Source organism: Neorhizobium fuzhouense (assembly GCF_042611105.1).
GTDB classification, from domain to species: Bacteria; Pseudomonadota; Alphaproteobacteria; order Rhizobiales; family Rhizobiaceae; genus Neorhizobium; species Neorhizobium galegae_A.
The window spans coordinates 71134-97644 of sequence record NZ_JBHFFP010000012.1; the positions used below are offsets into that span (position 1 = coordinate 71134).

At 63.1% G+C, this 26511-nt stretch carries 22 protein-coding genes; 14 read left to right on the forward strand and 8 right to left on the reverse strand.

The window, feature by feature from the left end:
- Positions 1-230: 230 nt before the first annotated feature.
- Positions 231-389, forward strand: coding sequence for a hypothetical protein (locus tag ACEXP3_RS19565; protein ID WP_210105086.1), 159 nt, complete (start codon positions 231-233; stop codon positions 387-389).
- A 50-nt stretch (positions 390-439) separates the two neighbouring features.
- Here the strand turns inward: ACEXP3_RS19565 and ACEXP3_RS19570 are convergent, their stop codons facing one another.
- Together ACEXP3_RS19570 and ACEXP3_RS19575 are read right to left on the reverse strand one after the other, a co-directional pair.
- Positions 440-1828 (reverse strand): sensor histidine kinase, encoded by a 1389-nt coding sequence (locus tag ACEXP3_RS19570; protein ID WP_377298726.1) that lies wholly within the window; start codon positions 1826-1828, stop codon positions 440-442.
- Entirely contained in the window at positions 1828-2502 is a 675-nt protein-coding gene (locus tag ACEXP3_RS19575) for a response regulator transcription factor (RefSeq protein WP_210105084.1), read from the reverse strand. Before ACEXP3_RS19575 ends, ACEXP3_RS19570 begins: the two co-directional genes overlap by 1 nt.
- A gap of 179 nt (positions 2503-2681) precedes the next feature.
- Here ACEXP3_RS19575 and ACEXP3_RS19580 point away from each other — a divergent pair, with 179 nt between their 5' ends.
- The 11 genes from ACEXP3_RS19580 (at position 2682) to ACEXP3_RS19630 (ending at position 15406) form a co-directional block, all read left to right on the forward strand.
- Positions 2682-3752 (forward strand): ABC transporter substrate-binding protein, encoded by a 1071-nt coding sequence (locus ACEXP3_RS19580; RefSeq protein ID WP_377298727.1) that lies wholly within the window; start codon positions 2682-2684, stop codon positions 3750-3752.
- A 222-nt stretch (positions 3753-3974) separates the two neighbouring features.
- A complete protein-coding gene (locus ACEXP3_RS19585; RefSeq protein WP_210105082.1) occupies positions 3975-4919 on the forward strand; it encodes a Bug family tripartite tricarboxylate transporter substrate binding protein in 945 nt (314 codons plus the stop codon).
- The gene (locus ACEXP3_RS19590; protein WP_210105081.1) at positions 4916-5407 is read left to right on the forward strand and encodes a tripartite tricarboxylate transporter TctB family protein; all 492 of its coding nucleotides are present in this window, start codon (positions 4916-4918) and stop codon (positions 5405-5407) included. Before ACEXP3_RS19585 ends, ACEXP3_RS19590 begins: the two co-directional genes overlap by 4 nt.
- 10 nt (positions 5408-5417) lie before the next feature.
- Positions 5418-6935 (forward strand): tripartite tricarboxylate transporter permease, encoded by a 1518-nt coding sequence (locus tag ACEXP3_RS19595; RefSeq protein ID WP_377298728.1) that lies wholly within the window; start codon positions 5418-5420, stop codon positions 6933-6935.
- Positions 6936-7153: 218 nt separating this feature from the next.
- Positions 7154-8143 carry a lysylphosphatidylglycerol synthase transmembrane domain-containing protein gene (locus ACEXP3_RS19600; RefSeq protein WP_377298729.1) on the forward strand — a complete coding sequence of 330 codons (990 nt, stop codon included), beginning with the start codon at positions 7154-7156 and terminating at the stop codon, positions 8141-8143.
- 194 nt (positions 8144-8337) lie between these two features.
- Entirely contained in the window at positions 8338-10221 is a 1884-nt protein-coding gene (locus tag ACEXP3_RS19605) for a peptidylprolyl isomerase (RefSeq protein ID WP_377298730.1), read from the forward strand.
- An 89-nt stretch (positions 10222-10310) separates the two neighbouring features.
- The gene (gene trpD / locus ACEXP3_RS19610; protein WP_377298731.1) at positions 10311-11327 is read left to right on the forward strand and encodes an anthranilate phosphoribosyltransferase; all 1017 of its coding nucleotides are present in this window, start codon (positions 10311-10313) and stop codon (positions 11325-11327) included.
- Between the two features lie 6 nt (positions 11328-11333).
- The gene (trpC, locus tag ACEXP3_RS19615; RefSeq protein ID WP_377298732.1) at positions 11334-12149 is read left to right on the forward strand and encodes an indole-3-glycerol phosphate synthase TrpC; all 816 of its coding nucleotides are present in this window, start codon (positions 11334-11336) and stop codon (positions 12147-12149) included.
- Positions 12146-12649, forward strand: a complete 504-nt coding sequence (gene moaC / locus ACEXP3_RS19620) for a cyclic pyranopterin monophosphate synthase MoaC (RefSeq protein ID WP_210105075.1) — start codon at positions 12146-12148, stop codon at positions 12647-12649. The genes trpC and moaC overlap by 4 nt, the downstream gene beginning before the upstream one ends.
- Positions 12646-13869, forward strand: a complete 1224-nt coding sequence (locus ACEXP3_RS19625) for a molybdopterin molybdotransferase MoeA (protein WP_377298733.1) — start codon at positions 12646-12648, stop codon at positions 13867-13869. Before moaC ends, ACEXP3_RS19625 begins: the two co-directional genes overlap by 4 nt.
- 58 nt (positions 13870-13927) lie before the next feature.
- The gene (locus tag ACEXP3_RS19630; protein ID WP_377298734.1) at positions 13928-15406 is read left to right on the forward strand and encodes a cryptochrome/photolyase family protein; all 1479 of its coding nucleotides are present in this window, start codon (positions 13928-13930) and stop codon (positions 15404-15406) included.
- Positions 15407-15511: 105 nt separating this feature from the next.
- Here the strand turns inward: ACEXP3_RS19630 and pyrG are convergent, their stop codons facing one another.
- The 4 genes from pyrG to ACEXP3_RS19650 form a co-directional block, all read right to left on the reverse strand.
- The gene (gene pyrG, locus ACEXP3_RS19635; protein WP_348635481.1) at positions 15512-17149 is read right to left on the reverse strand and encodes a CTP synthase; all 1638 of its coding nucleotides are present in this window, start codon (positions 17147-17149) and stop codon (positions 15512-15514) included.
- A gap of 127 nt (positions 17150-17276) precedes the next feature.
- On the reverse strand, positions 17277-17672 hold the full coding sequence (gene secG / locus ACEXP3_RS19640) for a preprotein translocase subunit SecG (protein ID WP_377298735.1): 396 nt from the start codon (positions 17670-17672) through the stop codon (positions 17277-17279).
- 132 nt (positions 17673-17804) lie between these two features.
- Positions 17805-18575, reverse strand: coding sequence for a triose-phosphate isomerase (gene tpiA, locus ACEXP3_RS19645; RefSeq protein WP_377298736.1), 771 nt, complete (start codon positions 18573-18575; stop codon positions 17805-17807).
- A gap of 149 nt (positions 18576-18724) precedes the next feature.
- Complete coding sequence (locus ACEXP3_RS19650; RefSeq protein ID WP_377298737.1) at positions 18725-19645, reverse strand: alpha/beta hydrolase; 921 nt, start codon at positions 19643-19645, stop codon at positions 18725-18727.
- Between the two features lie 211 nt (positions 19646-19856).
- On the opposite strand from ACEXP3_RS19650, the gene parE reads away from it, so the two are divergent.
- On the forward strand, positions 19857-21953 hold the full coding sequence (gene parE, locus ACEXP3_RS19655; protein ID WP_377298738.1) for a DNA topoisomerase IV subunit B: 2097 nt from the start codon (positions 19857-19859) through the stop codon (positions 21951-21953).
- Positions 21954-22050: 97 nt separating this feature from the next.
- Here parE and ACEXP3_RS19660 read toward each other — a convergent pair whose 3' ends face one another.
- Together ACEXP3_RS19660 and ACEXP3_RS19665 are read right to left on the reverse strand one after the other, a co-directional pair.
- Positions 22051-24609: an HWE histidine kinase domain-containing protein gene (locus ACEXP3_RS19660; RefSeq protein ID WP_377298739.1), complete on the reverse strand. Its 2559-nt coding sequence runs from the start codon at positions 24607-24609 to the stop codon at positions 22051-22053.
- A complete protein-coding gene (locus ACEXP3_RS19665) occupies positions 24599-24988 on the reverse strand; it encodes a hypothetical protein (protein ID WP_377298740.1) in 390 nt (129 codons plus the stop codon). The genes ACEXP3_RS19660 and ACEXP3_RS19665 overlap by 11 nt, the downstream gene beginning before the upstream one ends.
- A 346-nt stretch (positions 24989-25334) precedes the next feature.
- Here ACEXP3_RS19665 and ACEXP3_RS19670 point away from each other — a divergent pair, with 346 nt between their 5' ends.
- The gene (locus tag ACEXP3_RS19670; protein WP_210105066.1) at positions 25335-26510 is read left to right on the forward strand and encodes an AI-2E family transporter; all 1176 of its coding nucleotides are present in this window, start codon (positions 25335-25337) and stop codon (positions 26508-26510) included.
- Position 26511 lies beyond the last annotated feature (1 nt).

Genomic DNA, 26511 nt, shown 5'->3' on the forward strand with positions numbered 1-26511 from the left:
TGTGTGCACGCGAAGTGATTCACGTCATGACTGCTTCGGGGCCGGATGGTGCGAAGGTGCACGGCAGCCGGAACCATGGTTTCCGTGGATCATTTCGTCGTGGCACGGATAAGCCATGCGCCTTTTGCCTCGTGCCGGCCTTCGGTCGGCCCGGCAAGCCAGACGCAAGGCGCAGACGCTATATCCGGGTGGTCAGCCGGGATGAGCCACGGCGCAGAAGGAGCATGACGATGAACGAGACGGAAAGCCAGATGGACCTCCAGGACGCCGCCCTTGCGCTTTTTCTCGAAGCCAACGACCCCGACCAGATCACCGATATTCTGGTGGCGGCTCTCGATGACGCACTGCGCCTGATGTACGAGGACCTCGCCGGCGACACGGTTCACTGACGCCTCACCCGGCGCTTCCGCCCATCGGCGGCGTGACCGTCCGGTTCCGCTTACACAGCGGCTGCCGGAAAACGCAGGACCACCTTGAGGCCGCGCCCGTCCCGTCCCGTCTCGAGCGCCATCGAGCCGGAATGCAGCGAGGCGATTTCCTCGACGATGGGCAGGCCAAGGCCGCTGCCGTGTTCCTCCGGGCCGCTTGCCCGTTCAAACCGTTTCATCACCCGCGCCTGGTTGTCGGCGGAAATGCCCGGGCCATTATCCTCCACCTCCAGAACCAGCGTCTGGTCACTGCTGAACACGCGTACGGTCACTTCCGCGCCTCGGCCGGCATAGAGCAGGGCGTTCGAGATGAGGTTCTTGAGCATTTCGGCGAGTAGCAGCGGTTCGCCGCGCATCAGCGCCTGCCCCTCCCCTTCAAAGCCGAGATCGATATGGGCTTCGGCAGCCGGCGGCACGTGGTCTGCCGTGACGGAGCGGGCCAGCGCGCACAGATCAAGCCGCACGAGATCCGTCTCGGCGCCCTTGGAGGCCGCATCGATGCGCGACATCATCAACAGCTGCGCCAGGATGCGCTCGGCATTGGCAACGGCGGCGTCGGCACGCTCGATGGCGGCCTGCGCATCGGCCGGATCGGCCGAGCGGGCGGCAAGCGCGAGCTGCGTGCGCACCACGGCAAGCGGCGTGCGCAGCTGATGGCTGGCATTGCCCGTAAAATGCCGCAGCGCCTCCAGCGCCGATTTGAGCCGCACCATGAAGGAATTGACCGTTTCGACCAGGCCTTCCACTTCGCTTGGCACCTGCTCGCCGATGGGTTCGAGATCATCGGGACTGCGCCGTTCGATGGCGCCACCGAGCCGGTAGAGCGGGCGCAGCGACAGCGACACGGCAATCCACACGATGATCGAGGCGCCCGCCATCATCAGGAGCAGCCGGATCGCCGAATGCAAGAGGATCGAGCGGCTGAGCTGGCGCCGCGCGATGGTCGTTTCGGCAACCGTGACGGTGAACGGAACGGAGGAAATTCCGGTCGAGGCGGAGCGGGCAAGGGTTGCGACCCGGATCGGCTCGCCGCGAAAGAATGCGTCATCGAAGGCGGTCGACTGGCCTTCCCGCCGCGCAAGCGCCGGCAGCGCCTGATAGCCGGTGATGAAGGTGCCGGGCGGCCCGTCGACGCGGTAGAAGACCCGGTCCTGCGCGGCAGACGTCAGCATTTCGAGCGCCACATAGGGGATGTCGACTTCCAGCGAGCCGTCTTCTGCCACCACCACCCGTTCGGCAATGGCAAGCGCCGAGCCGGCCAGCACCCGGTCGGAGACGTCGTTTGCCGTCTGGCGCGCCTCCCGCCAGGTATCGACCAGCGCGAGCGAGCCGAGGACGGCCGTGGCCGCCAGAAGCGAGGCGAGCAGGCGGCCGCGCAGCGAACGGGGGATGCCCCGCATCACGGCGGCGCCACCAGATCGAGATAATAGCCGATGCCGCGCGCCGTCTTGACGGTCAGCCCGTGCACCTGCAGGCGGCGCCTCAGGCGCGATACATATTGCTCGATGGCGTTCGACGAGAGGTCGTCATCGAAACCGGTAAGCGAGCCGATGATCGATTCCTTCGACACCACCTTGCCGGCGCGCAGGAACAACAGTTCCAGCAGCGCCACCTCGCGCGCCGGCAGATCGAGCGGCCGGCCGCCGACGGAAAAGCTGCGCGAGGTCAGATCAAGGCTCAGGCCGCCGAACTCGACCCGCGACGAGCGCAGCCCCGCCTGACGGCGCAGCAGCACCCGGATGCGGGCCTCGAGCTCGGAAATATCGAACGGCTTGGTCAGATAGTCGTCGGCACCGAGATCAAGGCCCTTGACCCGCTCCTCCGGCGTGCCGCGGGCCGTCAGGATCATGACGGCCGCCTGGTTCTGGCGCGCGCGGATCGAGCGCAGCACGTCAAGCCCGTCCATTTCCGGCAGATTGAGATCGAGGATGATGAGGTCGAATTTTTCCGCCGTTGCCACTGCTTCCGCCGACAGGCCATCCGACACCACGTCCACGGCATAGCCGCTGCCACGCAAGATGGCTGACAGGCCCTCGGCAAGCGTGCCATTGTCTTCCACCAGCAGAATGCGCAACCCAACTCCCCCCTCGTTGGGACCGAGACTAGAGCCGAAAGCTTGAGCTGTCACTTGTCTTTGCTGAGGCGGGCAGGAGCAAGGGGCTCGCGACGAGAGTTATCCCCATGCATGGACGCAGAGCATCGCTTTGCCACCTCACCTTGTCTCGGTCGCAGCGGTCATGCATCATGGGCATTATGGCCATTCGTCTTTTCCCCCTTTGCATCGGCCTTGCCCTTGCGCAGGTCGCCCATGCGGAGGTTACCTCCTTTGCCGCACGGTCGGGCCGCGCGGATGCGCCGGTTCTGGTGGTCTATTCCTCGCTCGATCAGCCGATTGCGCGACCGATGATCGAGGCGTTCCAGAAGGCGAATGTCGATGTGGCGGTGCGCTACGAGGACATGCTGACTGGCGAGATCCATGACAGGATCGTGCGCGAAACCGATGGCGGTGGAAAGACGGCGGATTTCGCCTTTTCCTCCGCCATGGACCTGCAGGTGAAGCTTGCCAATGACGGCTATGCCCAGCCAAGCCGCCTGCCGATGAGTGCGCGCTGGCCCGATTGGGCAAACTGGCGCGACACCGCCTATGCTCTGACCTTCGAGCCGGCCGTCTTCGTCTATCACAAGCCGAGTTTCACCGAGAAGGCGCCGCCCGCGACCCGCGCCGAATTCGTCGCCTACCTGCATGCGCAAGGCGATGCGGTTTACGGGCGCATCGGCACCTATGATATCGAGCGCTCCGGCGTCGGCTTTCTGTTCATGTCGCGCGACCAGGAGCAGTTCGACGACATCTGGTCGGTGGTCAACGCCATGGGGGAAGCCGGCGTCAAACTCTATTCCACCAGCCAGGCGATCCTCGAGCGGGTGGCGGACGGCCGATTCGTCCTCGGCTACAATATTCTGGGATCCTATGCCGCCGACTGGGCATCGAACCATCCGGAGGTCGGGATCGTGCTGCCGAAGGATTATACCGTGGTGATGTCGCGCATCGGGCTTGTGCCGCAGGCGGCCGCCTCGCCCGACCTCGGGCGTCGGTTCCTTGACTTCTTCATGTCGAAGGAAGGCCAGACGATCCTCACGCGGCAGTTGCAGATTCCGGCCGTAAACCCTGATGTTGCTGAAGGAAACACCGCCAGCACCATGCGCGAATTGCTCGGTGGGCAGTTGAAGCCCGTGCCGGTCAGCCCCGGACTGATGGTCTATCTCGATCAGGTCAAGCGCGCCCGGCTGATTGCGCGCTGGAACGAGGTCTTGCGGCTCCAGTAGCCATTATCTCCGCAAGGTGTGCCCGCGCTGCGTTAAACGTCAGCTAAATGTCAGCATAATGTGGTCGCTTGTTCCTATCCGGGCCGTGGAGGCGTCCCGGACTGCGTGGGAGGGGGATCTGCGCGCTGGAAGCCACAAGCATCCGCGCGCCACATGTTTCGTCTTCCCTCCTGCATGGCTGATCATCAGAGCGTCGCTGCGACGCCATTGGAGGAACGACCCTTGAAACACATCATTCTCGCATCCCTGCTCGCCGGCGCTGTTGCCCTGCCCGCCGCTGCAGCCGACTATACGCTGATGGCACCGGCCGCGCCGGGCGGCGGCTGGGACCAGACGGCCCGCTCGCTGCAGACGGCCCTGCAGCAGGAAGGCATTTCCAAGAACGTCCAGGTGATCAACGTGCCCGGCGCCGGCGGCACCATCGGCCTTGCCCAGTTCGCCAGCCAGCAGAAGGGCAAGCCGAATGCGCTGATCGTCGGCGGCTACGTGATGGTGGGCGCTATCCTCACCAACAAGGCGCCGGTGACGCTCAAGGACGTGACGCCGATTGCCCGTCTTACCGGCGAAAACGAAGCCATCGTCGTTCCGGCCTCCTCGCCGCTGAAGACGGTTGCCGATCTCGTGGCCGCGCTGAAGAAGGATCCGGGTTCGGTGTCCTGGGGTGGCGGTTCGGCCGGCGGTGTCGACCATATCGCAGCGGGCCTCATCGCCAAGGCTGCCGGCGTCGATCCGACCAAGATCAACTATATCGCCTTCTCGGGTGGCGGCGAAGCGCTGGCGGCCATCCTCGGCTCGCAGGTGACAGTCGGCATTTCCGGCTATGGCGAGTTCGAATCGCAGATCAAGTCCGGCACGCTGCGCCTGCTTGCCACCTCCGGTGACACGCGCATTCCCGGCACCGATGCCCCGACGCTGAAGGAAGCGGGCCTTGATGTGGCCGTGCAGAACTGGCGCATGGTGGCCGCAGCACCCGGCCTGACCCCTGAGCAGAAGGCCGCCGTGACGGCCGATATCCAGAAGCTGGTCACCTCCAAGACCTGGCAGGAGACGCTGAAGACCAAGGGCTGGCAGGATACCTATCTGTCCGGCGCGGACTTCGATGCCCAGCTCGCCAAGGACATCTCCGCCACCGAAACCATCCTGAAGGACATCGGACTGGTCAAATGAACCAAGGACCCTTGAACAAGGCCGGAGAGCGTCGCCCCGATTGGGCGGCGCTTGCCATCGCCGCCGTGCTGGTCGCGATCTCCGCCGTCATCTTCTTCGATGCTGCCCGTCTTCGCGAGGTCAGCGGCTATTCGCCGGTCGGCCCGAGCACCGTACCGATGGCGATTGCCGTCGTCCTGCTGCTGCTGGCCGTGTGGACCGTGATTGCCGCCTTCCGGGGGGATTTCCCGGCGCGCGAAAAACAGGAAATCCAGCCGGTCGCCTGGGTGGTCGGCGGACTTGCCGCCCAGATGCTGCTGTTGAACACGGCCGGCTTCTCGATTGCCACCGGCGTTCTGTTTGCCGCAACGGCTGCCGGTTTCGGCAAGCGCAAGCTGTGGATCTCGCTGCCGGTCGGCATCGTCCTCTGTCTGGTCGTCTGGCTGATCTTTGCCGGCCTTCTCCAGCTCTCCCTGCCCGCCGGGCCGCTTGAGCGCCTCTTCCAGTGAAAGCCACGTCATGAGCACGTTTGAATTCCTGCTGCAGGGCCTGGTGATTGCCGCCCAGCCGATGAACCTCTTCTACGCCCTGATCGGCGTGACGCTCGGAACCGCTGTCGGCGTTCTACCCGGCATCGGTCCGGCGCTCACGGTGGCGCTGCTTCTGCCGGTCACCTACCGGCTCGATGCGGCCGGCTCGCTGATCATGTTTGCCGGTATCTATTACGGCGGCATGTATGGCGGCTCCACAACCTCCATTCTGTTGAATACCCCCGGCGAAAGCGCCTCGATCGTCACAGCGCTCGAGGGCAACAAGATGGCTCGGGCGGGACGTGGGGGACCGGCGCTTGCAACCGCTGCCATCGGCTCTTTCGTGGCCGGCCTCATCGCCACCATCGGCCTTGCCTTCATCGCGCCTTACATCGTCAAGCTTGCGCTGGTGTTTGGGCCGCGCGAATATTTTGCCCTGATGGTGCTCGCCTTCGTTACCGTGTCGTCGGCCTTCGGCGATTCGACCCTGCGCGGGCTCACGGCTCTCTTCGTCGGGCTGTTCCTGTCCACCATCGGCATCGACCAGTTGACCGGCCAGACGCGCCTCGCCTTCGGTGTGCCGGATCTTCTTGACGGCATCGAGGTGACGACGCTTGCTGTTGCCATGTTTGCCATCGGCGAGACGCTGTTCATCGCAGCGCAGGGCCTGCAGGGGCCGGACAAGGTGGAAGCGGTGAAGGGTTCCGTCTGGATGAACCGTACCGACTGGGCTCGCTCCTGGAAGCCCTGGCTGCGCGGCACCGTCATCGGCTTTCCGATCGGCGCCATGCCGGCCGGAGGTGCCGAAATCGGCACTTTCCTGTCCTATGCGGCTGAAAAGCGCCTCACCAAGCATCCTGAAGAGTTCGGCAATGGCGCGATCGAAGGCGTGGCCGGCCCGGAAGCGGCCAATAATGCGTCGGCTGCCGGAACGCTCGTGCCGCTCCTCACGCTTGGCCTTCCGACGACGGCGACCGCGGCCATCATGCTCGCCGGCTTCCAGCAATACGGGCTGCAGCCCGGACCGCTGCTGTTTGCCACCAATCCGCAGCTCGTCTGGGGGCTTATCGCCTCGCTGCTGATTGCAAACTTCATGCTGCTGGTGCTGAACCTGCCGATGATCGGGCTCTGGGTGCGGCTGCTCACCATCCCGAAACCCTGGCTCTATGCCGGCATTCTCCTGTTTGCGACGCTCGGCACCATCGGCGCCAACCCGTCCGTGTTCGAGCTTGGCATGCTGCTTGGCTTCGGGGTTCTGGGCTATGGCATGCGCGTCTTCGGCTATCCGATCGCGCCTGTCGTCGTCGGCCTTATCCTGGGGCCGCTTGCCGAACAGCAGCTGCGCCGGGCGCTCGCCATCAGCCAGGGGGATTTCACCGTGCTGTTCACCTCGCCGATTGCCGCCGGCCTGCTGATCGTCGCAGCGCTTGCGCTCATCGTCCCGCTCGTTCTTCGCGCCCGCGGTCGCGGCGAAGTTCTCTCGCAGATGGCGGCCAACGAGGACTGATCGGCCCCTCGATCTCTCCCCTTGCGCCTTCATATCCCGCCGGCTGAAAAGCCGGCGGGATTGCTTTTTTCAAGCCTGCGGAACCAAAGCGGCATCATCCCGTTTACCGGCGTTCTTTTCCGGTGAATGATCATGGCCCCCGTCGCAAACCTTTCTCCCGCCTGCCCGCATTTCTGCGCGCCGCGCCCCGTCCGCCGCCTGCTCGCGTCGTGGTCGGCATGAGCGGACGCAAGCGCCTCTTCACCTATGGCACGATGATCTTCGGCTTCGGCCTTGCCGGTTATCTGGTCTATATCGGGCTCAGCCAGTTCACCTGGGACCAGATCGTCGAATCGGTGCGCGCCATCCCCATGTCGAATTTCCTGCTGGCGCTGCTCTACTGCGCCGGCTCCTATCTCTGCCTGACCGGTTTCGACTGGACGGGTGTGCGTTATGTGAAGAACGACCTGGCTTATCCGAAGATCGCGCTCGCCTCCTTCGTCGCCTTGGGGCTTGGTCAGAGCATCGGGCTTGCCGGCGTCAGCAGCGGCGCCATCCGTTATCGCTATTATGCCCATTGGGGCATGTCGACGGAGGATGTCGCCAAGATCGTCCTGATGTCCGGCATGACGGTTGGCCTCGGGCTTCTCGTCCTGTCCGGCATCGTGATGGTGGCAAACCCGGCTGATGTGGCGCAGCTCCTGCGGATTTCGTCAAGTGTCTCCATGCTGCTCGGCGGCCTCTGCTTCGTGCTGGCCATTGTCTATGTCGTCCTGTCGGGGGTGCTGCGCGCGCCTCTAAAAATCCGGAAATGGACCTTCGTCATGCCGACGGTTCGGATCGCCATCCTGCAGATCGTCGTCGGCACGGTAAATTTTGCGCTCGTCTCGGCCTGCCTGATGGAACTGATGCAGGCAACGGAGAATGTCAGCTATCTGAAGGCCGCCACGGCCTTCGTGCTGGCCAATATCGCCATCCTCGTCACCCATGCGCCGGGCGGGCTTGGGGTGTTGGAGGTCACGGTCAAGCATGTGATGGGGGATCAGGCGTCGATCGGGGCGCTGGTTGCCTTCCGCGTCATCTATTTCTTCATTCCCTTCGCCATTGCCCTTCCCGTCTCTCTGGTCACGGAGGCCGTGTTTCGTGCCCGCAAGAAGCGCAAAGGCGACACGGAAAAGACGAGCCATCCGGCAGATGCCGATCCGGCCTTGACCGTCTCATCGACCTGAGCGTCGTCCACCGGCCATCGGCCGGGTGGCGCTGGTCCGGGTAAGAGATGGTTTTTCCTGCAGATGAAGCGGATGCACGCGTTTCTTTTACCACGGCGGACCTTCATTTCCTGTGGACTTTGTTCTAGAGACAGTCCTTCGAACGCTCCGGCGCGCTGCCGGTGGCTGCCCCGTTTTCAAGGTAATGTCGATCGATGCTTGATACCCTCAGAAACTATTCCCGCTCCTGGGTCGCGAAACTGCTTCTTCTGCTTCTCGTGGGCTCCTTCGCGATCTGGGGCGTGTCTGCATCCCTCGTGGGCCCGCAGAGCAATGCCGTGATGACGGTGGGGGATCAGGAAGTTTCGCCGGCGGAGTTCCGCCTGGCCTATCAGCGCCAGCTGAGCGCGCTCAGCCGCCAGTTCGGCACGCAGCTGACCACGGAACAGGCCCGCGCCTTCGGCGTCGATCGCCAGGCCTTTGCCCAGCTTTCGGCCGGTGCCGCACTTGACCAGCTGTCGAAGGACATGCGCCTTGGCCTCTCCGAGGATCGCCTGGCAAACCTGATTGCCGAAGATCCCGCTTTCCGCGGCAATGACGGCCGGTTCGACCGCACGCTGTTCAGCACCCGCCTGCGCAATGCCGGCCTTGCCGAGAACGATTACATCAAGGAGCGCAGCAAGGTTGCCGTGCGCAGCCAGATCGTCGATGCGGTTTCCGATGGGTTCCAGGCGCCGAAGGTTCTGGTCGATGCGCTGAAGCAATATCGCAACGAAGCGCGCGACGTGGATTACCTTCTTTTGTCCTTTGCCAATATCGATCCCGTCAAGGCTCCGGCCGAAGACGTGCTTGCCACCTGGTTTGGCGCGGCCAAGAGCCGCTACCGCGCACCTGAACTGCGCCGTTTCGCCTATGTGACCCTGCAGCCAAGCGATGTCGCCGACCCGACGGCGGTGACCGACGCGCAGGTTCAGGCGGAATATGATCGCCGCAAGGACAGCTACAAGTCGCCGGAAACCCGCACCATCGAGCAGCTGCCCTTCCCCAGCGTCGAAATGGCAAAGGCCGCGCTCGCGCAGATGAAGGAACGCCAGCTGGATTTCAGCGCGCTCGTCACCGATCAGGGCAAGACGCTGTCCGACGTGATGCTCGGCGATTTTACCAAGGACCAGCTGCCGGACCAGAAGATTGCCGATGCAGCCTTTGCGCTCGGCCCGCAGGGTGGCGTCACGCCGGTGGTCGAAGGGGCTTTTGGCCCGGTCGTGCTGCGCGTGACCAATGTCCGCCCCGAAACCGTAAAGTCCTTCGATGCGGTGAAGGAAGAGATCCGCAACAACCTGTCGCTTGCTGCTGCCGCCCAGAACGTGCAGGCTGCGCATGACCGGTTCGAGGATCTGCGTGGCTCGGGCTCCTCGCTTGAGGAAGCGGCAGCCCAGCTGAAGCTGAAGGCCGTGACGGTGACCGCGGATCGTAGCGGCAATGATGGCAACGGCGCACCCGTATCCCTGCCAAAGAGCGAGAGCCTGCTGACGGATGTGTTCCGCAGCGATGTCGGCGCGGAAACCCTGCCCTCCAACCTCGGCAATGACGGCTATGTCTGGTTCGACGTGCGCGAGGTTATCCCCGAGCGCGATCGCACGCTGTCGGAAGTGCATGACAAGGTCGTGGCCGACTGGACGACCGAGCAGCAGCGCAATGCGCTTGCTGCCCGCGCCGAAGAGCTGCGCGCACGGCTCGATGAAGGCGAAACCCTTGCCGCTATCGCCGGCGAGCTGGGTCTTGCCGTCGAAACCAAGACCGGTCTTCGCCGCCAGAGCACGGACCCGATCTTCGGTGGCGAAGCCGTCAAGGCTGCCTTTTCCGGCCCCGCAAACACCAATGCCACCGGCCCCGCCGCTGATGGCGAAAGCCGCCTCTTGATGCATGTCACGGCCGTCAACCAGCCGCCGGCCGATGCGCTCTCCGGCGAGGAACAGCAGCTGCAGCAGATTGCCCGTGCTGCCGGCGACGACATGCTGGACCAGATGGTCACCGATCTGCAGACGACTTACGGCGTGCAGATCAACCAGGCGATGGCCGATCAGGCGATGGTGCGCTAAGGCTCGGACAGGATTGAAGACATTGCATCGGGCCTGCCGAAACCGGTCGCCGGTCTCGGGGGCCGATGCACCGGGGGAGAGCAAGACGCATGCCCGAACTGAAACCCTTCATTGCCAAGGTGGCGAACGGCCAGGCGCTGTCGCGCGATGAAGCGCGCCTTGCCTTCGACATTCTGATGTCGGGCGAAGCGACGCCCTCGCAGATCGGCGGCTTCCTGATGGCGCTGCGGGTCCGCGGCGAAACCGTGGACGAAATTTCCGGCGCCGTGTCGACCATGCGCGCCAAAATGCTGCCGGTCAAAACCTCGAGTGCCGTGATGGACATCGTCGGAACCGGCGGCGACGGGCTCGGCACCTACAATATCTCGACGCTCGCGGCGCTGATCGTCGCAAGCTGCGGCGTGGCTGTCGGCAAGCATGGCAATCGGGCATTGAGCTCGAAATCGGGCACCGCCGATGCGCTGACCGCATTGGGCGTCAAGCTGGACATCCCGCCGGATCTGATTGCGCGCTGCATCGATGAGGCCGGCATCGGTTTCATGTTTGCGCAGGTTCACCACGCCGCCATGCGTCATGTCGGTCCAAGCCGGGTCGAGCTCGGCACCCGCACCATCTTCAACCTGCTGGGCCCCCTGTCCAATCCGGCGGGTGCCCGCAAGCAGCTGCTCGGCGTCTTTTCGCCGCGCTGGGTACAGCCGATTGCCGAGGTAATGCGGGATCTTGGGTCGGAGACGGTCTGGGTCGTGCATGGCGACGGCATGGATGAGATCACCACCACTGGAGTTACGCAGGTCAGCGCGCTGGAAAACGGTACCATCCGCAGTTTCGAACTCACGCCGGAAGATTTCGGTGTCGCCCGCGCCAGCCTTGACGATCTGAAGGGCGGCGATGGCGAGGTCAATGCCAAGGCCTTGAGAGACGTGCTGTCGGGTGCCCGAAACGCCTATCGCGACATTGCGCTCTGCAATGCCGCTGCGTCACTGGTGATTGCCGGCAAGGCGGGCGATCTGCGCGAAGGCATGGCGATTGCAGCGCAGGCGCTGGACGGTGGCCACACGGCGAAAGTGCTCGATACGCTTGTCGCCGTCTCCAACGAACCTATGTGAGGTCTCATGAGCGATATCCTGAGAAAGATCGAAGCCTACAAGCGCGAGGAAATCGCCGCTGCCAAGGCTCGTGTGCCGCTTGCCGATCTGAAGGCGATGGCTGCCGACCAGTCGGCTCCCCGCGGCTTCTACAAGGCGCTGAAGGCGCGCCAGCAGGCCGGCACCTTCGGGCTGATTGCTGAAATCAAGAAGGCCAGTCCGTCGAAGGGCCTCATCCGCCCGGATTTCGATCCGCCGGCGCTGGCCGGCGCATACGAGGCCGGCGGGGCGGCCTGCCTATCTGTCCTGACGGACGCGCCGAGCTTTCAAGGCGCGCCGGAATTTCTTACCGCCGCACGCGCAGCGTGCGCGCTGCCGGCGCTGCGCAAGGATTTCATGTTCGACACCTACCAGGTGCACGAGGCGCGTGCCTGGGGTGGCGATTGCATTCTGCTGATCATGGCCTCGCTGTCCGATGAAGAGGCGCGCCGGCTGGAGGACGAGGCCCTGGCGCTCGGCATGGACGTGCTGATCGAAGTGCATGACGCGCCGGAAATGGAGCGGGCGCTGAAGCTGTCGTCGCCGCTGGTCGGCATCAACAACCGCAATCTGCGCACCTTCGAGGTGAGCCTCACCGTCAGCGAGGCGCTCGCCGCCATGGTGCCGGCGGACCGGCTGCTGGTCGGCGAAAGCGGCATTTTCACCCATGATGACTGCAAGCGCCTGCAAAAGGTCGACATCACCACCTTCCTCGTCGGCGAAAGCCTGATGCGGCAGGACGACGTGACAGCGGCCACGCGTGCTCTCTTGTCCGGAACGACTGCCGCACAGGCAGCGGAATGACGGAGAACGAACCCCGCCTCACCCATCTCGGCGCCTCCGGCGAAGCCCATATGGTGGATGTCGGCGACAAGGTGGAGACCGTGCGCATCGCTCTTGCCGAAGGGTTCGTGCGCATGCAGCCGCAAACGCTGGCGCTCATTCGCGACGGCAATGCCAGGAAGGGCGATGTGATCGGCACAGCCCGGCTTGCCGGCATCATGGCCGCCAAGCAGACGGCAAATCTCATTCCGCTCTGCCATCCGCTGATGCTGACCAAGGTGACGGTGGAGATTACCGAAGACGAGGAGCTTCCGGGCCTTCGGGTTCAGGCATCCGCAAAGCTCACCGGCAAGACCGGTGTCGAGATGGAGGCGCTGACAGCTGTCTCCATCGCCTGCCTCACCATCTACGACATGGCAAAGGCCGCCGACAAGGGCATGCAGATCGGCGGCATCCAGCTTGTCGAAAAGCGCGGCGGCAAATCCGGGGATTGGCGCCGGCCCGACGAGGCAAGCGCATGACTTCAAGCCTGCTGCCGGTGTCCGAGGCCCTGACGCGCCTGCTTTCCCGGGCAACGCCGGTCGTCACCTGCGAGCAGCTGCCGCTGCGTGACGCTGCCGGCCGTGTTCTGTCTGCCGATGTCGCCGCCCGTCTCACCCAGCCACCCTTTCATTCCTCGGCCATGGATGGCTATGCGCTGCGGGCCGAAGATGCGCCCGCCGTCGGCGCCGAGTTTTCTGTTATCGGCGAATCTGCCGCGGGCCATGGCTTTGCCGGCTCTGTCGGTAAGGGCGAGGCGGTAAGGATTTTTACGGGCGCGCCGGTGCCGGAGGGTGCCGATACCGTGCTGATCCAGGAGGATGCGGAGCGCCTCGACGGCAACCGTATCCGCACGACGTTTGCGGTTGCCAAAGGCCGCCATATTCGCCCGCGCGGTCAGGATTTTGCCGAAGGCAACGTCGTGCTTCTCGCCGGAACACACCTAGATGCGGCCCGTCTGACAGTGGCTGCCGCAATGAACCATAAGACGCTTGCCGTCTATCGCCGCCCGCGCGTCGCCATCATCGCCACTGGCGATGAGCTGGTATCTCCGGGGGAGGTGCCGCAACCGTCGCAGATCATCGCCTCCAATACATTCGGCATTTCAGCCCTTATCGAGGCGGCTGGCGGCGAGGTTTTGGATCTCGGTATCGTGCCGGATCGCGCGCCCCTCATCGAGGCTTCCATTCGCCGCGCCGTCGATGAGGGCGCCGATGTGCTGGTGACACTCGGCGGTGCCTCCGTGGGCGATCATGATCTGGTGCAGAAGGCGCTTGTGGCGCAGGGCATGGAGCTTGATTTCTGGCGCATCGCTATGCGCCCCGGCAAACCGTTGATGGTGGGATCGCTCGGAGCCATGCAGGTGCTGGGGCTGCCGGGCAATCCGGTCGCAAGCCTTGTCTGCGGCCTGCTCTTCCTTGAGCCGCTGGTTGCAAAGCTTGCCCACCGAACCCTTGAAAACCGCAGGGGCGATGCCGTCGCAGCCGTGCCGCTTTCAGCCAATGACCACCGCCAGGATTATCTGCGGGCAACGCTCTCGCGCGATCACGAGGGGCGTCTGATGGCAACGCCTTTTGCCAAGCAGGATTCTTCGATGATGAAGATCTTTGCCGATTCCGATTGCCTGATCGTGCGCCCCCCGCATGCACCCGACCTGCCGGCCGGCGCTCCCTGCCCGATCCTGCTGCTGCGCCCGTTCTGACTTGTCGCCCGCGATGATCCGTTCGGCGTCTTCAGCCGTATCATTCGGCAAAGACACGATGATTACGGAGTTCACGGTGCCTGATGAAACCCACTCGCCCATCCTTGTCTGGTTCCGCAAGGATCTGCGTCTGGATGACAATGGCGCGCTGCTGAGCGCTGTCGCAACGGGCCTGCCGATGGTCTGTGTCTATGTGCGTGAGCCGGAGCATGAGGCCGTCGGGCCGCTGGGAGCAGCCCAGTGCTGGTGGCTGCACCATGCGATTCAGGCGCTCGACAAGGCGCTTCAGGCCCATGGCAACCGGCTTGTTTTCAAAACGGGCAAGGCACGCGATGTGCTTTTGGCTCTTGCCGATGAAACCGGGGCCAAGGCCGTCTATCTCAACCGGCTCTACGAGCGTGACGAGATCGACGCCGAGATCCTGAAGGCCCTGCATGAGGACGGGCTTGAGGTGAAGCGCTTCAAGGGCCAGCTTCTGCACGATCCGCATACCATGCGCACCGGATCCGGCGGTCCCTACCGCGTCTATACGCCCTTCTGGAAGGCGCTGGAGGCGGATGGCGAGCCGCGCGAGCCGGCTGATGCGCCAGAGACCCTACCTGCCCCTGCCCGGTTTCCGTCATCCGAGGACCTTGCCGATTGGCAACTGCTGCCGACGCGCCCGAACTGGGCAAAGGAGTTCGAAACGCTCTGGACGCCCGGAGAAACCGGCGCCCTCGAAAAGCTCGAACAGTTCATCGAGCGACCGATCCACAGCTACAAGGCGGATCGCGATTTTCCGGGTCTCACCGGGTCGACGTCGCATCTGTCAGCGCATCTCGCCTTCGGTGAAATTTCGCCGGCGCGCATCTGGCATGCGACGCGCGGGCTGCACTCTTCCGATCATGTCATCCATTTCCGCAAGGAACTGGTCTGGCGCGAATTCTGCCATCACCTGCTGGCAGCGTTTCCAAAGCTTCGCACCGACAACTGGAATGATCGCTTCGACGCCTTTCCCTGGACGGAGAACGACAAGGCGTTCGAAGCCTGGACAAAGGGGATGACCGGCTATCCGATCGTCGATGCCGGCATGCGCGAACTCTGGCGCCACGGCTACATGCACAACCGCGTGCGCATGATCACCGCATCCTTCCTGATCAAGGACCTGATGATCGACTGGCGGCGTGGCGAAGCCTGGTTCCGCGACACACTCGTCGATGCCGATGTCGCCTCCAATGCCGCCAACTGGCAATGGGTGGCAGGCTCCGGCGCCGATGCCTCGCCCTTCTTCCGCGTCTTCAACCCGATCCTTCAGGGTGAAAAATTCGATGCCGATGGTGATTACATCAAGCGGTTCGTGCCGGAACTTTCACGTCTGCCGAAGAAATACATCCACCGCCCCTTCGAGGCGCCCGTGGAGGTGCTGCAGAAGGCCGGCGTGACACTGGGGAAAACCTATCCGAAACCGGTGGTCAATCATTTCGAAGCGCGCGACCGGGCGCTGTCAGCCTATGCCGAGGTGACCGGCAAAAGCGCACAGGCCGATCCCCGCGATTGAACGGATGGTGGCCTGCCGGGGGAAACCAGAAAGCCATACGCAAAAAATCCCTCTCCGTCGCCGGAGAGGGATTTTTGTCTGTCGAGCAGGAGCGGCCGGAGACCGTCAGACGAGGCGGTTCTGTTCCAGCGCCGCTTCGATGAAGCTCGAGAACAGCGGATGCGGATCGAGCGGCCGGCTCTTCAGTTCCGGATGATACTGCACGCCGATGAACCACGGGTGATCGGGATATTCGATCGTCTCCGGCAGAAGACCGTCCGGCGACATGCCGGAGAAGACGAGGCCGCAGTTTTCCAGACGGTCCTTGTAGTCGACGTTCACCTCGTAGCGGTGGCGATGGCGTTCGGAAATATCCGTCGAGCCATAGATCTCGGCAATCTTCGTTTCGCGCTTCAGCGAGGCCTTGTAGGCGCCAAGCCGCATGGTGCCGCCAAGATCGCCGGCGGCCGAGCGCTTCTGCAACTCGTTGCCCTTCACCCATTCGGTCATCAGGCCGACGACCGGCTGTTTCGAGGGGCCGAACTCGGTGGAAGACGCTTCCTCGATGCCGGCGAGGTTTCGGGCCGCTTCCAGCACGGCCATCTGCATGCCGAAGCAGATGCCGAAATACGGCACCTTGCGCTCGCGGGCAAACTTTGCCGCATTGATCTTGCCCTGTGCTCCGCGCTCGCCAAAGCCGCCGGGCACGAGGATGCCATTGACCTTTTCGAGATAAGGCGCGGGATCTTCCTTTTCAAAAATCTCCGACTCGATCCATTCGAGCTTCACCTTCACCTGGTTGGCGATGCCGCCATGGTAAAGGGCCTCGATCAGCGATTTGTAGGCGTCTTTCAGGCCGGTATATTTCCCGACGATGGCAATCGTCACTTCGCCTTCCGGATTGCGGATGCGGTTGCTGACGGTTTCCCAGGCGTCGAGGCGCGGCTTCGGCGCCGGTTCGATGCCGAAGGCGGCCAGCACTTCCGAATCGAGACCTTCCTTGTGGTAGGCCATCGGCACGTCGTAGATATTGGCAACATCGAGCGCCTGAATGACGGCGGAGGGGCGCACGTTGCAGAACAGCGAAAGCTTGCGACGCTCGGCCTCGGGGATCTCCCGGTCGGCACGCACCAGCAGGATATCGGGTGCAATGCCGAGCGCCTGCAGTTCCTTCACCGAATGCTGGGTGGGCTTGGTCTTCAGCTCGCCGGCGGCCGGAATATACGGCATCAGGGTGAGATGGAGATAGACGGCGGCGCCGCGCGGCAGTTCGTTGCCGAGCTGGCGGATCGCCTCGACGAAAGGCATGGCCTCGATGTCGCCGACCGTGCCGCCGATTTCGCAGATGACGAAATCATACTCGTCATTGCCCTCGACAATGAAGTCCTTGATTTCGTTGGTGACGTGCGGGATCACCTGGACGGTTGCGCCGAGATAGTCGCCGCGACGTTCCTTGTCGATGATGTTCTTGTAGATCCGGCCGGTGGTGATGTTGTCGGTCTTGGTCGCCGAACGGCCCGTGAAGCGTTCGTAGTGACCGAGATCGAGGTCCGTCTCGGCACCGTCGTCGGTCACGAAGACCTCGCCGTGCTGGGTCGGGCTCATCGTGCCTGGATCGACGTTGAGATAAGGGTCGAGCTTACGCAAGCGAACCCGGTAACCGCGGGCCTGTAACAGGGCTCCGAGGGCTGCGGCCGCAATTCCTTTTCCGAGGGAAGAAACCACGCCGCCTGTGATGAATACATATCGCGCCATGGGAGTCACCGGATACCTTTTAACGATCGATTCCACCAGCCCAAAATTCGCATGGGTTGATTAAAGCTGTTGAAATCTGAACAAAAGAAAACCGGCAGGCTTTCGGCCTGCCGGCAGTTTGAAACGTCGAACGGCCTTACTGGCCGGTCGGAACCGCCTTCGGATCGGCCGGTGCCGGCTGTGCGGGTGCCTCAGCGCCGGCTGCTGCGGGGGCGGTGCCGTTGGCAGGCTGGCCGCCGAGCGAATCGAGAATGCCGTTGCCCTGGCCCTGCTGGGCGGCGGGGATCCGGTCGAGAATATCGGTCGGACGCCGCTCGTAGCGGCCCATGATGCCGAGCCCGAGCGAGGTGGCGAAGAAGAGGGCCGCCAGAATGGCGGTCGTGCGGGTCAGCGCATTGGCCGTGCCGCGGGCCGACATGAAGCCGGAGCCGCCGCCGATGCCAAGGCCTCCGCCCTCGGAGCGCTGAATCAGCACAACGCCGACGAGCGCCAGCACGATCATGAGATGGATAACGATCAATACGGTCTGCATATCAGTCCAGTCCTGCGCGCCGTCTGGGCGGCATCCATGAAGGGTTCGGCATCAATGGTTTGGCCGGCTCTTTACCCGAGCCGGTCCGGTATTCCAAGGGGCAAGTGCACGGCTTTGGCGTTTTGCGCCGATTTATGCCGTCAAGGCCTCGTAGACGCTGTAGATGGCGAGAAAGTCGGAGGCTTTCAAGCTCGCTCCACCGATCAGCGCTCCATCGACATTCTTGACCGACATCAGGTCCGCCGCATTGCCGGGCTTGACCGAGCCGCCATAGAGAATGCGCATTTTCCGGCCCTCGGCGCCAAAGCGGGCCACGAGCTCGGCACGCATGAAGGCATGTGCCTTTTCCACGTCGTCCAGCGTCGGCGTCAGGCCGGTGCCGATCGCCCAGACGGGTTCGTAGGCAATGACGGTGTTGTCGGCGGTAGCGCTGTCAGAGAGCGAACCGGCAAGCTGCCGCTTGAGGATTTCGAGCGTCTGGCCTGCCTTGCGTTCGTCGGCCGTCTCGCCGATGCAGACGATCGCCACCAGGTCTGCGGCATAGGCGGCTTGCGCCTTCGCGCGCACCAGATGATCGGTTTCGGCATGATCGCTGCGGCGTTCCGAATGGCCGACGATGACATGGGTTCCGAAGCAATCGGCAATCATCTCGGCCGACAGGTCGCCGGTATGGGCGCCGGACTGGTCCTGATGGCAATCCTGGGCGCCGATCATCAGGGGGCTGTCGGTGCAAAGGGCGGTCGCGACATAGAGCAGCGTGGCCGGCGGGCAGATCAGCGCATCGACCTTTTCCGAGAGGGGACCCTGCACGCCTTCAGCCATTGCCTTGATCTGGTCCAGAGAGGACCGCGTGCCATTCATCTTCCAGTTTCCCGCCACCAGCGGGCGAACATCCGGCGTCATCGTGCTTTCAATCCCTTCATCTCCCGGCCATCCAAACAAGAACGGCCCCCTCATCTTTGTGATCGGGGCTTTTTAGAACGTTCCGGCGGCAATTGGTATGTAAAATCTCCGCTTTGGTTCAGAAGCGTGGTTAAAAGCGGCCAGACGGCTCACCGCGGAGCGAAATTGCCGCCCGTCAACATGAAATTGAGGATTTCGCGCCAGTCGCTCATGCGCACCGGCGTGCCGTGGCCGCCCGTTTCGAACAGGCGGAAGACGACCGGATACTTTTTCGCGCGCATTTTCTCAAACAGGCCGATCTGGTCTTCTGCCTTGTAGACCTTGTCGGCGCTGCCATGAGCGAAATATACCGGGATCTTCAGCTTGGCGGCGGGCGTCGTCAGAAAACCCGGATCCGGCGGGCCACCCATGATCACCAACCCTTTCAGATAGCGTACGGCCTCCTTGTCGCGGCTGACGCTCTGGCAGATGAAGCCGCCCATCGAGGCACAGGCGAGGATCACCGGCCGCCCCGCCGACAGTTCGAAGACATGGCGGACAAGCGCTGCAACATCGGCGGCACCATTCGGATCGAAGCTCTTGATGCTCGGCGCATAGTAGCTGCCACCGTTCTGCACGGCCAAATTCTTCAGGCGGTTGAAATTGCCGCCGAAGGAATAGTCGTTGGCGCCGAGCCGGCGATCCCCTCCCCGGCCATGGATGAAGATGACCGTGAAGGCGGCATCCTGCAGCGGGCCGACGCGCATCACCTCAAGCGGGCTGCCGGAGAGGTTCAGCGTTTCGTTGACCTGATCCTTGCGCACGCCGGTATCGACATAGGCCGATTTCACCCGCCGTTCCGGTTCCTCGTCGCGGGCATTGATATCGCGCTGTTCCTGATAATCGATCACCTGGAAAGCGCCGCCATCTCGACTTTCCAGCACGCGGTTTTGCGAAAAGAGCGCGTCCTTGAACGGCTTGATCGGCTCCTCGGCACGCGCGATTGCCGGGGAAATGAGGAGAGTTGCCGTCAGCGCCAACCGCTGCAGGCCAAGCTTGACGGGGCGGTTGTAAAAATGATCTGTGGACATGCCGCTTCCAATGCCTTTACCGCCGGACGTCCGGCTTGCCAACAGGCTCGCGGCGGCGCAAACCCGGATCTGACCCATGCCTTGATGCGCGGGCATCGCGAAACGGCCGGTTATCTGGCACACTCGCGGGCGATTCGATAGCCACCCAGACGCGGGACTTGCCCATCGAGAGCCCACCGCCGCTTGCTCAAAGGCCATATAGACGGACCCCATGGACGATACCACCGATCTCTTCGCCAGCCTTCCGACCTCAAGCCGCGACAGCGCCAAGACGTCTGAAGCAGCGCCGGCGCCAGCCAGCAGCGCCGGGCCAGTGACCCCCGCGCCCCAGGTGCCGGAGCCCTCCCGGTCTCCCCGTGCCGCACCGGTTGCTACCGGATCGGACAGCTATGACGCGTCCTCCATTCGCGTGCTCGAAGGGCTTGAGCCCGTGCGCATGCGCCCCGGCATGTATATCGGCGGCACCGACGAAAAGGCGATGCATCACCTGTTCGCCGAGGTGATCGACAACTCCATGGACGAAGCCGTCGCCGGCCACGCCAACTTTATCGAAGTGCATCTCGATGCCGAAGGATTTTTGACCGTCAGCGACAACGGGCGCGGCATTCCGGTGGAAAATCATCCGCAGGTGCCCGGCAAGTCGACGCTGGAAGTGATCATGACCAAGCTGCATGCCGGCGGCAAGTTCGACGGCAAGGCCTACGAGACCTCGGGCGGCCTGCACGGCGTCGGCGTCTCCGTCGTCAACGCGCTGTCGGATCTTCTCGAAGTGGAGGTGGCGCGCAACCGCAAACTCTATCGCCAGCGCTTTTCCCGCGGCGTGCCGCAGGGCGGTCTGGAAGAACTGGGCGACGTGCACAACCGGCGCGGCACGCGTGTGCGCTTCCATCCCGATCCGCAGATCTTTGGCGAGCATGCGAAGTTCGATGCGGGGCGCATTTTCCGCATGGCGCGCTCAAAAGCCTATCTGTTCGGCGGGGTGGAAATCCGCTGGAGCTGCGATCCGGGCGTGGTGGCAGCTGGCGGCGAGATCCCGGAAAAGGCGGTTTTCCATTTCCCCGGCGGTCTCAAGGATTATCTGGCCGCAACGCTCGGCAAGGATTTCACCGTCACCCGTGAGATCTTTGCCGGCCGCACGGAAAAGACCGGCGGCCATGGCGCCATGGAATGGGCGATCACCTGGTATGGCGGCGATCCGCTGATCCATTCCTACTGCAACACCATTCCGACGCCGGAGGGCGGCACGCACGAGGCTGGCCTGCGCATCGCGCTCACCAAGGGCCTCAAGAACTACGCCGAACTGACGCAGAACAAGCGCGCCGCCCAGATCACCACCGACGACGTGATGATTTCGGCGGTCGGCATGCTCTCCGTCTTCATCCGCGAGCCGGAATTCGTCGGCCAGACGAAGGACAAGCTCGCCACCGTCGAAGCCCAGCGAATCGTCGAAAACGCGCTGCGCGATCCCTTTGACCATTATCTGGCCGGCAATCCGGCGGAAGCGGCAAAGCTGCTCGACTGGGTGATCGAGCGGGCGGAAGAGCGGCTTCGCCGGCGCAAGGAAAAGGAAGTCAACCGCAAGACGGCGGTGCGCAAGCTGCGCCTGCCGGGCAAGCTTGCCGACTGCTCGCAGAATACGGCCGAAGGCGCCGAGCTTTTCATCGTCGAAGGCGATTCGGCCGGAGGCTCTGCCAAGCAGGCGCGCAACCGCGCCAACCAGGCGATCCTGCCGTTGCGCGGAAAAATCCTCAACGTCGGCAGTGCCAGCCGCGAAAAGCTCTCCGCCAACCAGCAGATCGCCGATCTCATCCAGGCGCTCGGCTGCGGCACGCGCACCAAATATCGCGACGAGGATCTGCGCTACGAGCGCATCATCATCATGACGGACGCCGACGTCGACGGCGCCCATATCGCCTCGCTGCTGATCACGTTCTTTTATCAGGAAATGCCCGAACTCATCCGCGGCAATCACCTCTATCTCGCGGTGCCGCCGCTCTACGTCATTCGCCAGGGCGCCAAGATCGTTTACGCCCGCGACGACCGGCACCGCGCCGAACTGATGGAAACCGAGTTCAAGGGCAAGAAGGTCGAGATCGGACGCTTCAAAGGCCTTGGCGAAATGATGCCGGCGCAGCTCAAGGAAACCACCATGGATCCGGCCAAGCGCACGCTTTTGCGTGTCGCCATCGATGATGTGGATTTCGAGGGCACCCGCGAGGCGGTCGACAACCTGATGGGCACCAAGGCGGACGCCCGCTTCCGGTTCATCCAGGACCGTGCAGCCTTCGCCGACAATCTTGATATCTGACTGAGAATTCAGTCCAGTTTTGACCCTCAAGGTAGCGCCCGCAGGTCCATTGGATCTGCGGGCGTTTCCATGTCCAGGTAACGAACCCGCGGCGTTGTCAGTTCTGCGGCACCGGCTCGCGTGCTGCCAGCACGCGGATGACGGCGCCGATGAGGGCTGTCGCCTCATAGGGCTTGCGCACCACGGGCGCATCAAAGCTTGCCGGGATCACCGACTGGTCGCTGTAGCCCGTGGCAAAGATGAAGGGCACGTCGCGGCGCACCAGCTCCTCCGCAATCGGCAATGACGTGCCCGATCCGAGATTGACGTCGAGGATTGCCACATGCGGCGTAAAACTCTTTAACTGGCGAAGCGCTTCGGCGGCGGACGGGGCGGTCGTCACCTTGCTGATGCCGTGGTCGAGCAGGAGCGTCTCGACATCGGCCGCCACCAGCATCTGGTCTTCCACCAGAAGAAGTTCCAGATCGCCCAGCAGGGCTGCGATTTCGCTTGCCGACGCGGCATCGAGCTCCACCTCCTGATCCACGGTCGGCCCGTCCGATCCGTGAATATGCTTGGCCGGGATCAGGAAATGCGCATGAAGGCCGGAGGGGCGGTAATCGACCCGGCTTTCGCCGCCGAGCTCGTAAGGGATGCTGCGCTCGATGAGAACCGTGCCAAAGCCGGCGCGCTTGGGGGCATGGACCAGCGGGCCACCCTCTTCCGCCCAGTTGAGCCCATAGCTGCCGTCCTCGTTGCGGCTCCAGGTAATATCGAGCCGACCGCCATTGGCCGAGAGCGCACCGTATTTTGCCGCATTCGTCGACATTTCGTGAAGGACGAGGGCCATGACGGAAAAGCCGCGGCTGTCCAGCCAGACATGCGGACCTCGCAGCGAAACCTGCCTTTCGCCGTCGCGATAGGGTTTCAGCTCTGCCTCCAGCAGGTCTTTCAGCGCGCCGCCATCGCCGCCGCGCACCACCTGGTCATGGGCAAACGCTAGCGCCTGGATGCGGCCCTTCAATGTTGCTACGTAATCGCTGATCAGCCGACCTTCCTGGACCGGGTGGCCGACAAGAGCCTTGATGACGGCAAGGATATTCTTGACGCGGTGGTTCAGTTCTTCGTTCAGCATACGCTGGCGCACATCCGCCTTGCCACGCTCGTCGGCCAGAAGCTCGTTATGGTGCAGCACCACTTCCACCAGCACCGAGCGGATGGCTTCAGCGATTTCGCGTTCGCTTTCGGTCCAGCGCTGCGATTTCAGGTGGACGGTTTCCTTCCACAAGGCAAAGCTCTTGCGCGGCGTCAGGCGGTCGCCCATCGGGCCCGTCGTATAGGATTTTTCGGGATTTCCGGCCCAATCCAGCATCTGCACCAGTTCCCGGCGGAAAAAGAACATATAGTCACGCGGCCGTTGCGAAAGCGGAATGGCCAGCAAGCCGCTGACATCCGACGCATAGTCTATCGCCTGCGGCAGGTGCAGGGACAACTGGTCGGTTCCCCAGATCCGCCCGCCGGACACAGAGGCGACGAAATCGCCAAGTCCGGCAATGGCATCCTGCGGCGGCACCGCGCCGTGCCCGGTCCAGATACCGTCCAGCCACAGACCGATGCCGTCGCAGGGCATGATTTTTGAAAACTCGTTGAGAGACTGGCGCAGGAAGCCCGCCACCTCAACCGTATGCGATGCCGATTGCAGAAACCGGTCGAGCGACTTGCGGGCATTGTTGGCCGTGTCGAGGATCTGCTTCTGCTTCAGCGCGCTCAGATGCAGCGAAAAGAATTCGCCGAACATTTCCGCGGCAATCCGTTGCGACATGGCAAGGGATTTCGGCGCATAATGATGGCAGGCGATCAGGCCCCACAATTCCCCATCGATGATGACAGAAATCGACATGGAAGCGGCAACGCCCATGTTGCGCAGATATTCGCAGTGGATGGGCGAGACCGAGCGCAGATGCGCAAAGGAAAGGTCCAGCGGGGCCGCGGTGTCGTCGAGTTCCGGCAGTACCGGCACGCGGGTGCCGCTCGCGTCCGAAATGATACGGATGGTGTTTTTAAGATAAAGGGTACGTGCCTGCTTCGGGATATCGCTTGCCGGAAAATACTGTCCCTTGAAGCTTTCCAGATCCCGGCGTTTGTATTCGCTCACCACCTTGCCGGCGCCGTCATGCTCGAATCGGTAGATCATCACCCGGTCATAGCCGAGCATGGCAAAGACGAGCCGCGCCGATTTCTCGACCAGTTCGTCAATCCCGCTGATCGCACGGATGCGGCTGATCAACATGCGGGCGTTTTCCAGAGGCTGGTCGGAGTGAGCACTGGCCGGCTCGAATTCGATAATGGCCATATCGTTCAAACGATGCACCGAAACATCGAAGGTGCCGGCAGGAAGCGGCACCGCCATGCGCAGCGCCGGCCGTGCCGGGTCGTCTGTCGTGGCAAGTGCATTGCGCAGCGTATGGGCCACCTCGTCGCCCACTACCTCGTCCAGGCGCGCGCCGTTGATTACGCCGGTGAGGCCCAGCATCGCCGGCAGGTTGGCGGAGTGACGCAGCACGGTTCCCCCCGACATGTCGGTGACAAGAAGACAGCCATACGGCTGGATGCTGCCCGGCGTATGAATCGGCTCACGGTCGCAATTCGTCAGGTCGACCTGAGAGTTATGGGGCATAGAGAAGTTCCTTGGGCGCGATCACGGCAGGTGTCAGAATGGCGTACCAAGTCTTGATCACTCTATCCAGATGGAAAACGGCTGTTGATTTTGCAGCGACCGGCATAGCGCACCATCCTTGCGGTGCGCCGCTGTTTGGCCAGTGCGGCGGACGCGGTTTCGGGAGCGGGCGGCAGTCGGCAATCGACTGGCCAGCCAAGGCAATCGTCGCCCGGCGGCCACCCTTCTTCGTCAGGAATCTAGGACAAGCACGTCGTCTTTCCAGTGCCTCTTGCGCCAAAATGGTCGGGTTCCGGCGTGGCAGCGTCACATGCTGATCACGCAACCATGCCAGAATGTTGCGCGCCGCCCCTGCCCCGGCACGCCCGGTCGCGCGCAAGGCTGGATCCCGATGTTGCAAAACAAGGTCTTGCCCTTTCGCCTGCCGCCCGCAAAGGAAACAGAATGCTTGCCAACAGTGTGCGTAATGTTTCAATGTAACCAGACGATCGGCGGCGCCGTACACTTCATCGGATCTGCCAGATATGCGCTTGTGCAATGACAAGCGTCGGTGAGGTACGGGCATTCGGGTGGACGGAAACTTAATTGACGATGGTCATAGTACTATCCCATTCGAGATGCTCGGAAAACCACAATCTTCGCACATGCTGATAAATGCTCACTTGCACCCCTTGGCCGGCCGGACCATATGGTGCGAATGCGCGAACAAGGATGACTGACCCATCGTGACCGAAAAAGAGAAAATCGCCAAGGAACCGCGCTGGCTCGGACCGGTGACGCCGACGCGAATCGCCCTTGTCCCGCCCATTTCCGCTGCCCGCTGGCTCTTGGTGCTGATTGTCTTTGCCGGCATCTATTTCTTTCACGGTTTCGTGGTTCCGGTTCTGGCCGCACTGGTGGTGGGCTTTGCCAGCTGGCCGCTCTACCGCGATCTTTTGCGCCGCACTGGCGGCAACACGACGCTCGGCGCGACGATTGCCATCATCCTTGTCATCGCCTTCCTGGTTGTTCCGATCGGGATTGCGATTTCCTATACGATCGGCGAGACGCGCGGCTGGATCGCCTGGGCCCTGCAGGCAAACCGCCTCGGATCGCCGCCGCCAAAATGGATCATCGAACTGCCGATGGCCGGCACCTGGCTTGGCCAGCAATGGGAACGGCATATCGGCGAACCGGGTGCCATCGGCGAACTGGTGCAGATCGTCAGCGGGGCCAATATCGGCAATATCTACCGGGCGGTGATCGCGGCCGGCGACGGCGCGTTCCACCTGCTTCTGTCTCTGCTGTTCATGCTGATTGCGCTATTTTTCGTCTATCGCGATGGCGCCTCCTTCTCCCACCAGATCGACATGCTGGGCGAGCGCATCCTGCCGGCGCGCTGGGAGCGTATTTCCCGCGTCGTGCCGGCGACCATCAGCTCGACCGTGACCGGAATGACGCTGATTGCCATCGGCGAAGGCATCGTACTTGGCCTCGCCTACTGGGTAGCCGGTGTCCCCTCGCCCGTGACGCTCGGCGTGCTGACCGGCATCATGGCGCTCGTGCCGGGGGGCGCGCCGCTCTCCTTCACGCTGGTGTCGATCTATCTGGCGGCAAGCGGCTCCTATGTCGCGGGCCTGGCACTGCTCATCTGGGGATCGGTGGAGCTTTTCATCGTCGACAAGACCATCCGCCCGCGCCTTGTCGGCGGGCCGATCAAGCTGCCTTTCCTGCCGACCTTTTTCGGGCTGGTCGGCGGGGTCAAGACCATGGGTTTTCTCGGCCTCTTCATCGGCCCGGTCCTGATGGCGCTCCTGGTCGCCATCTGGCGGGAATGGATGCGAGAGATCGAACTGTCCGAGCCGGCCGAAAGCGCCGACTCGCTGACGGGGCTTGCCGCCAAGGATCGGCGTTCCGCCTGAT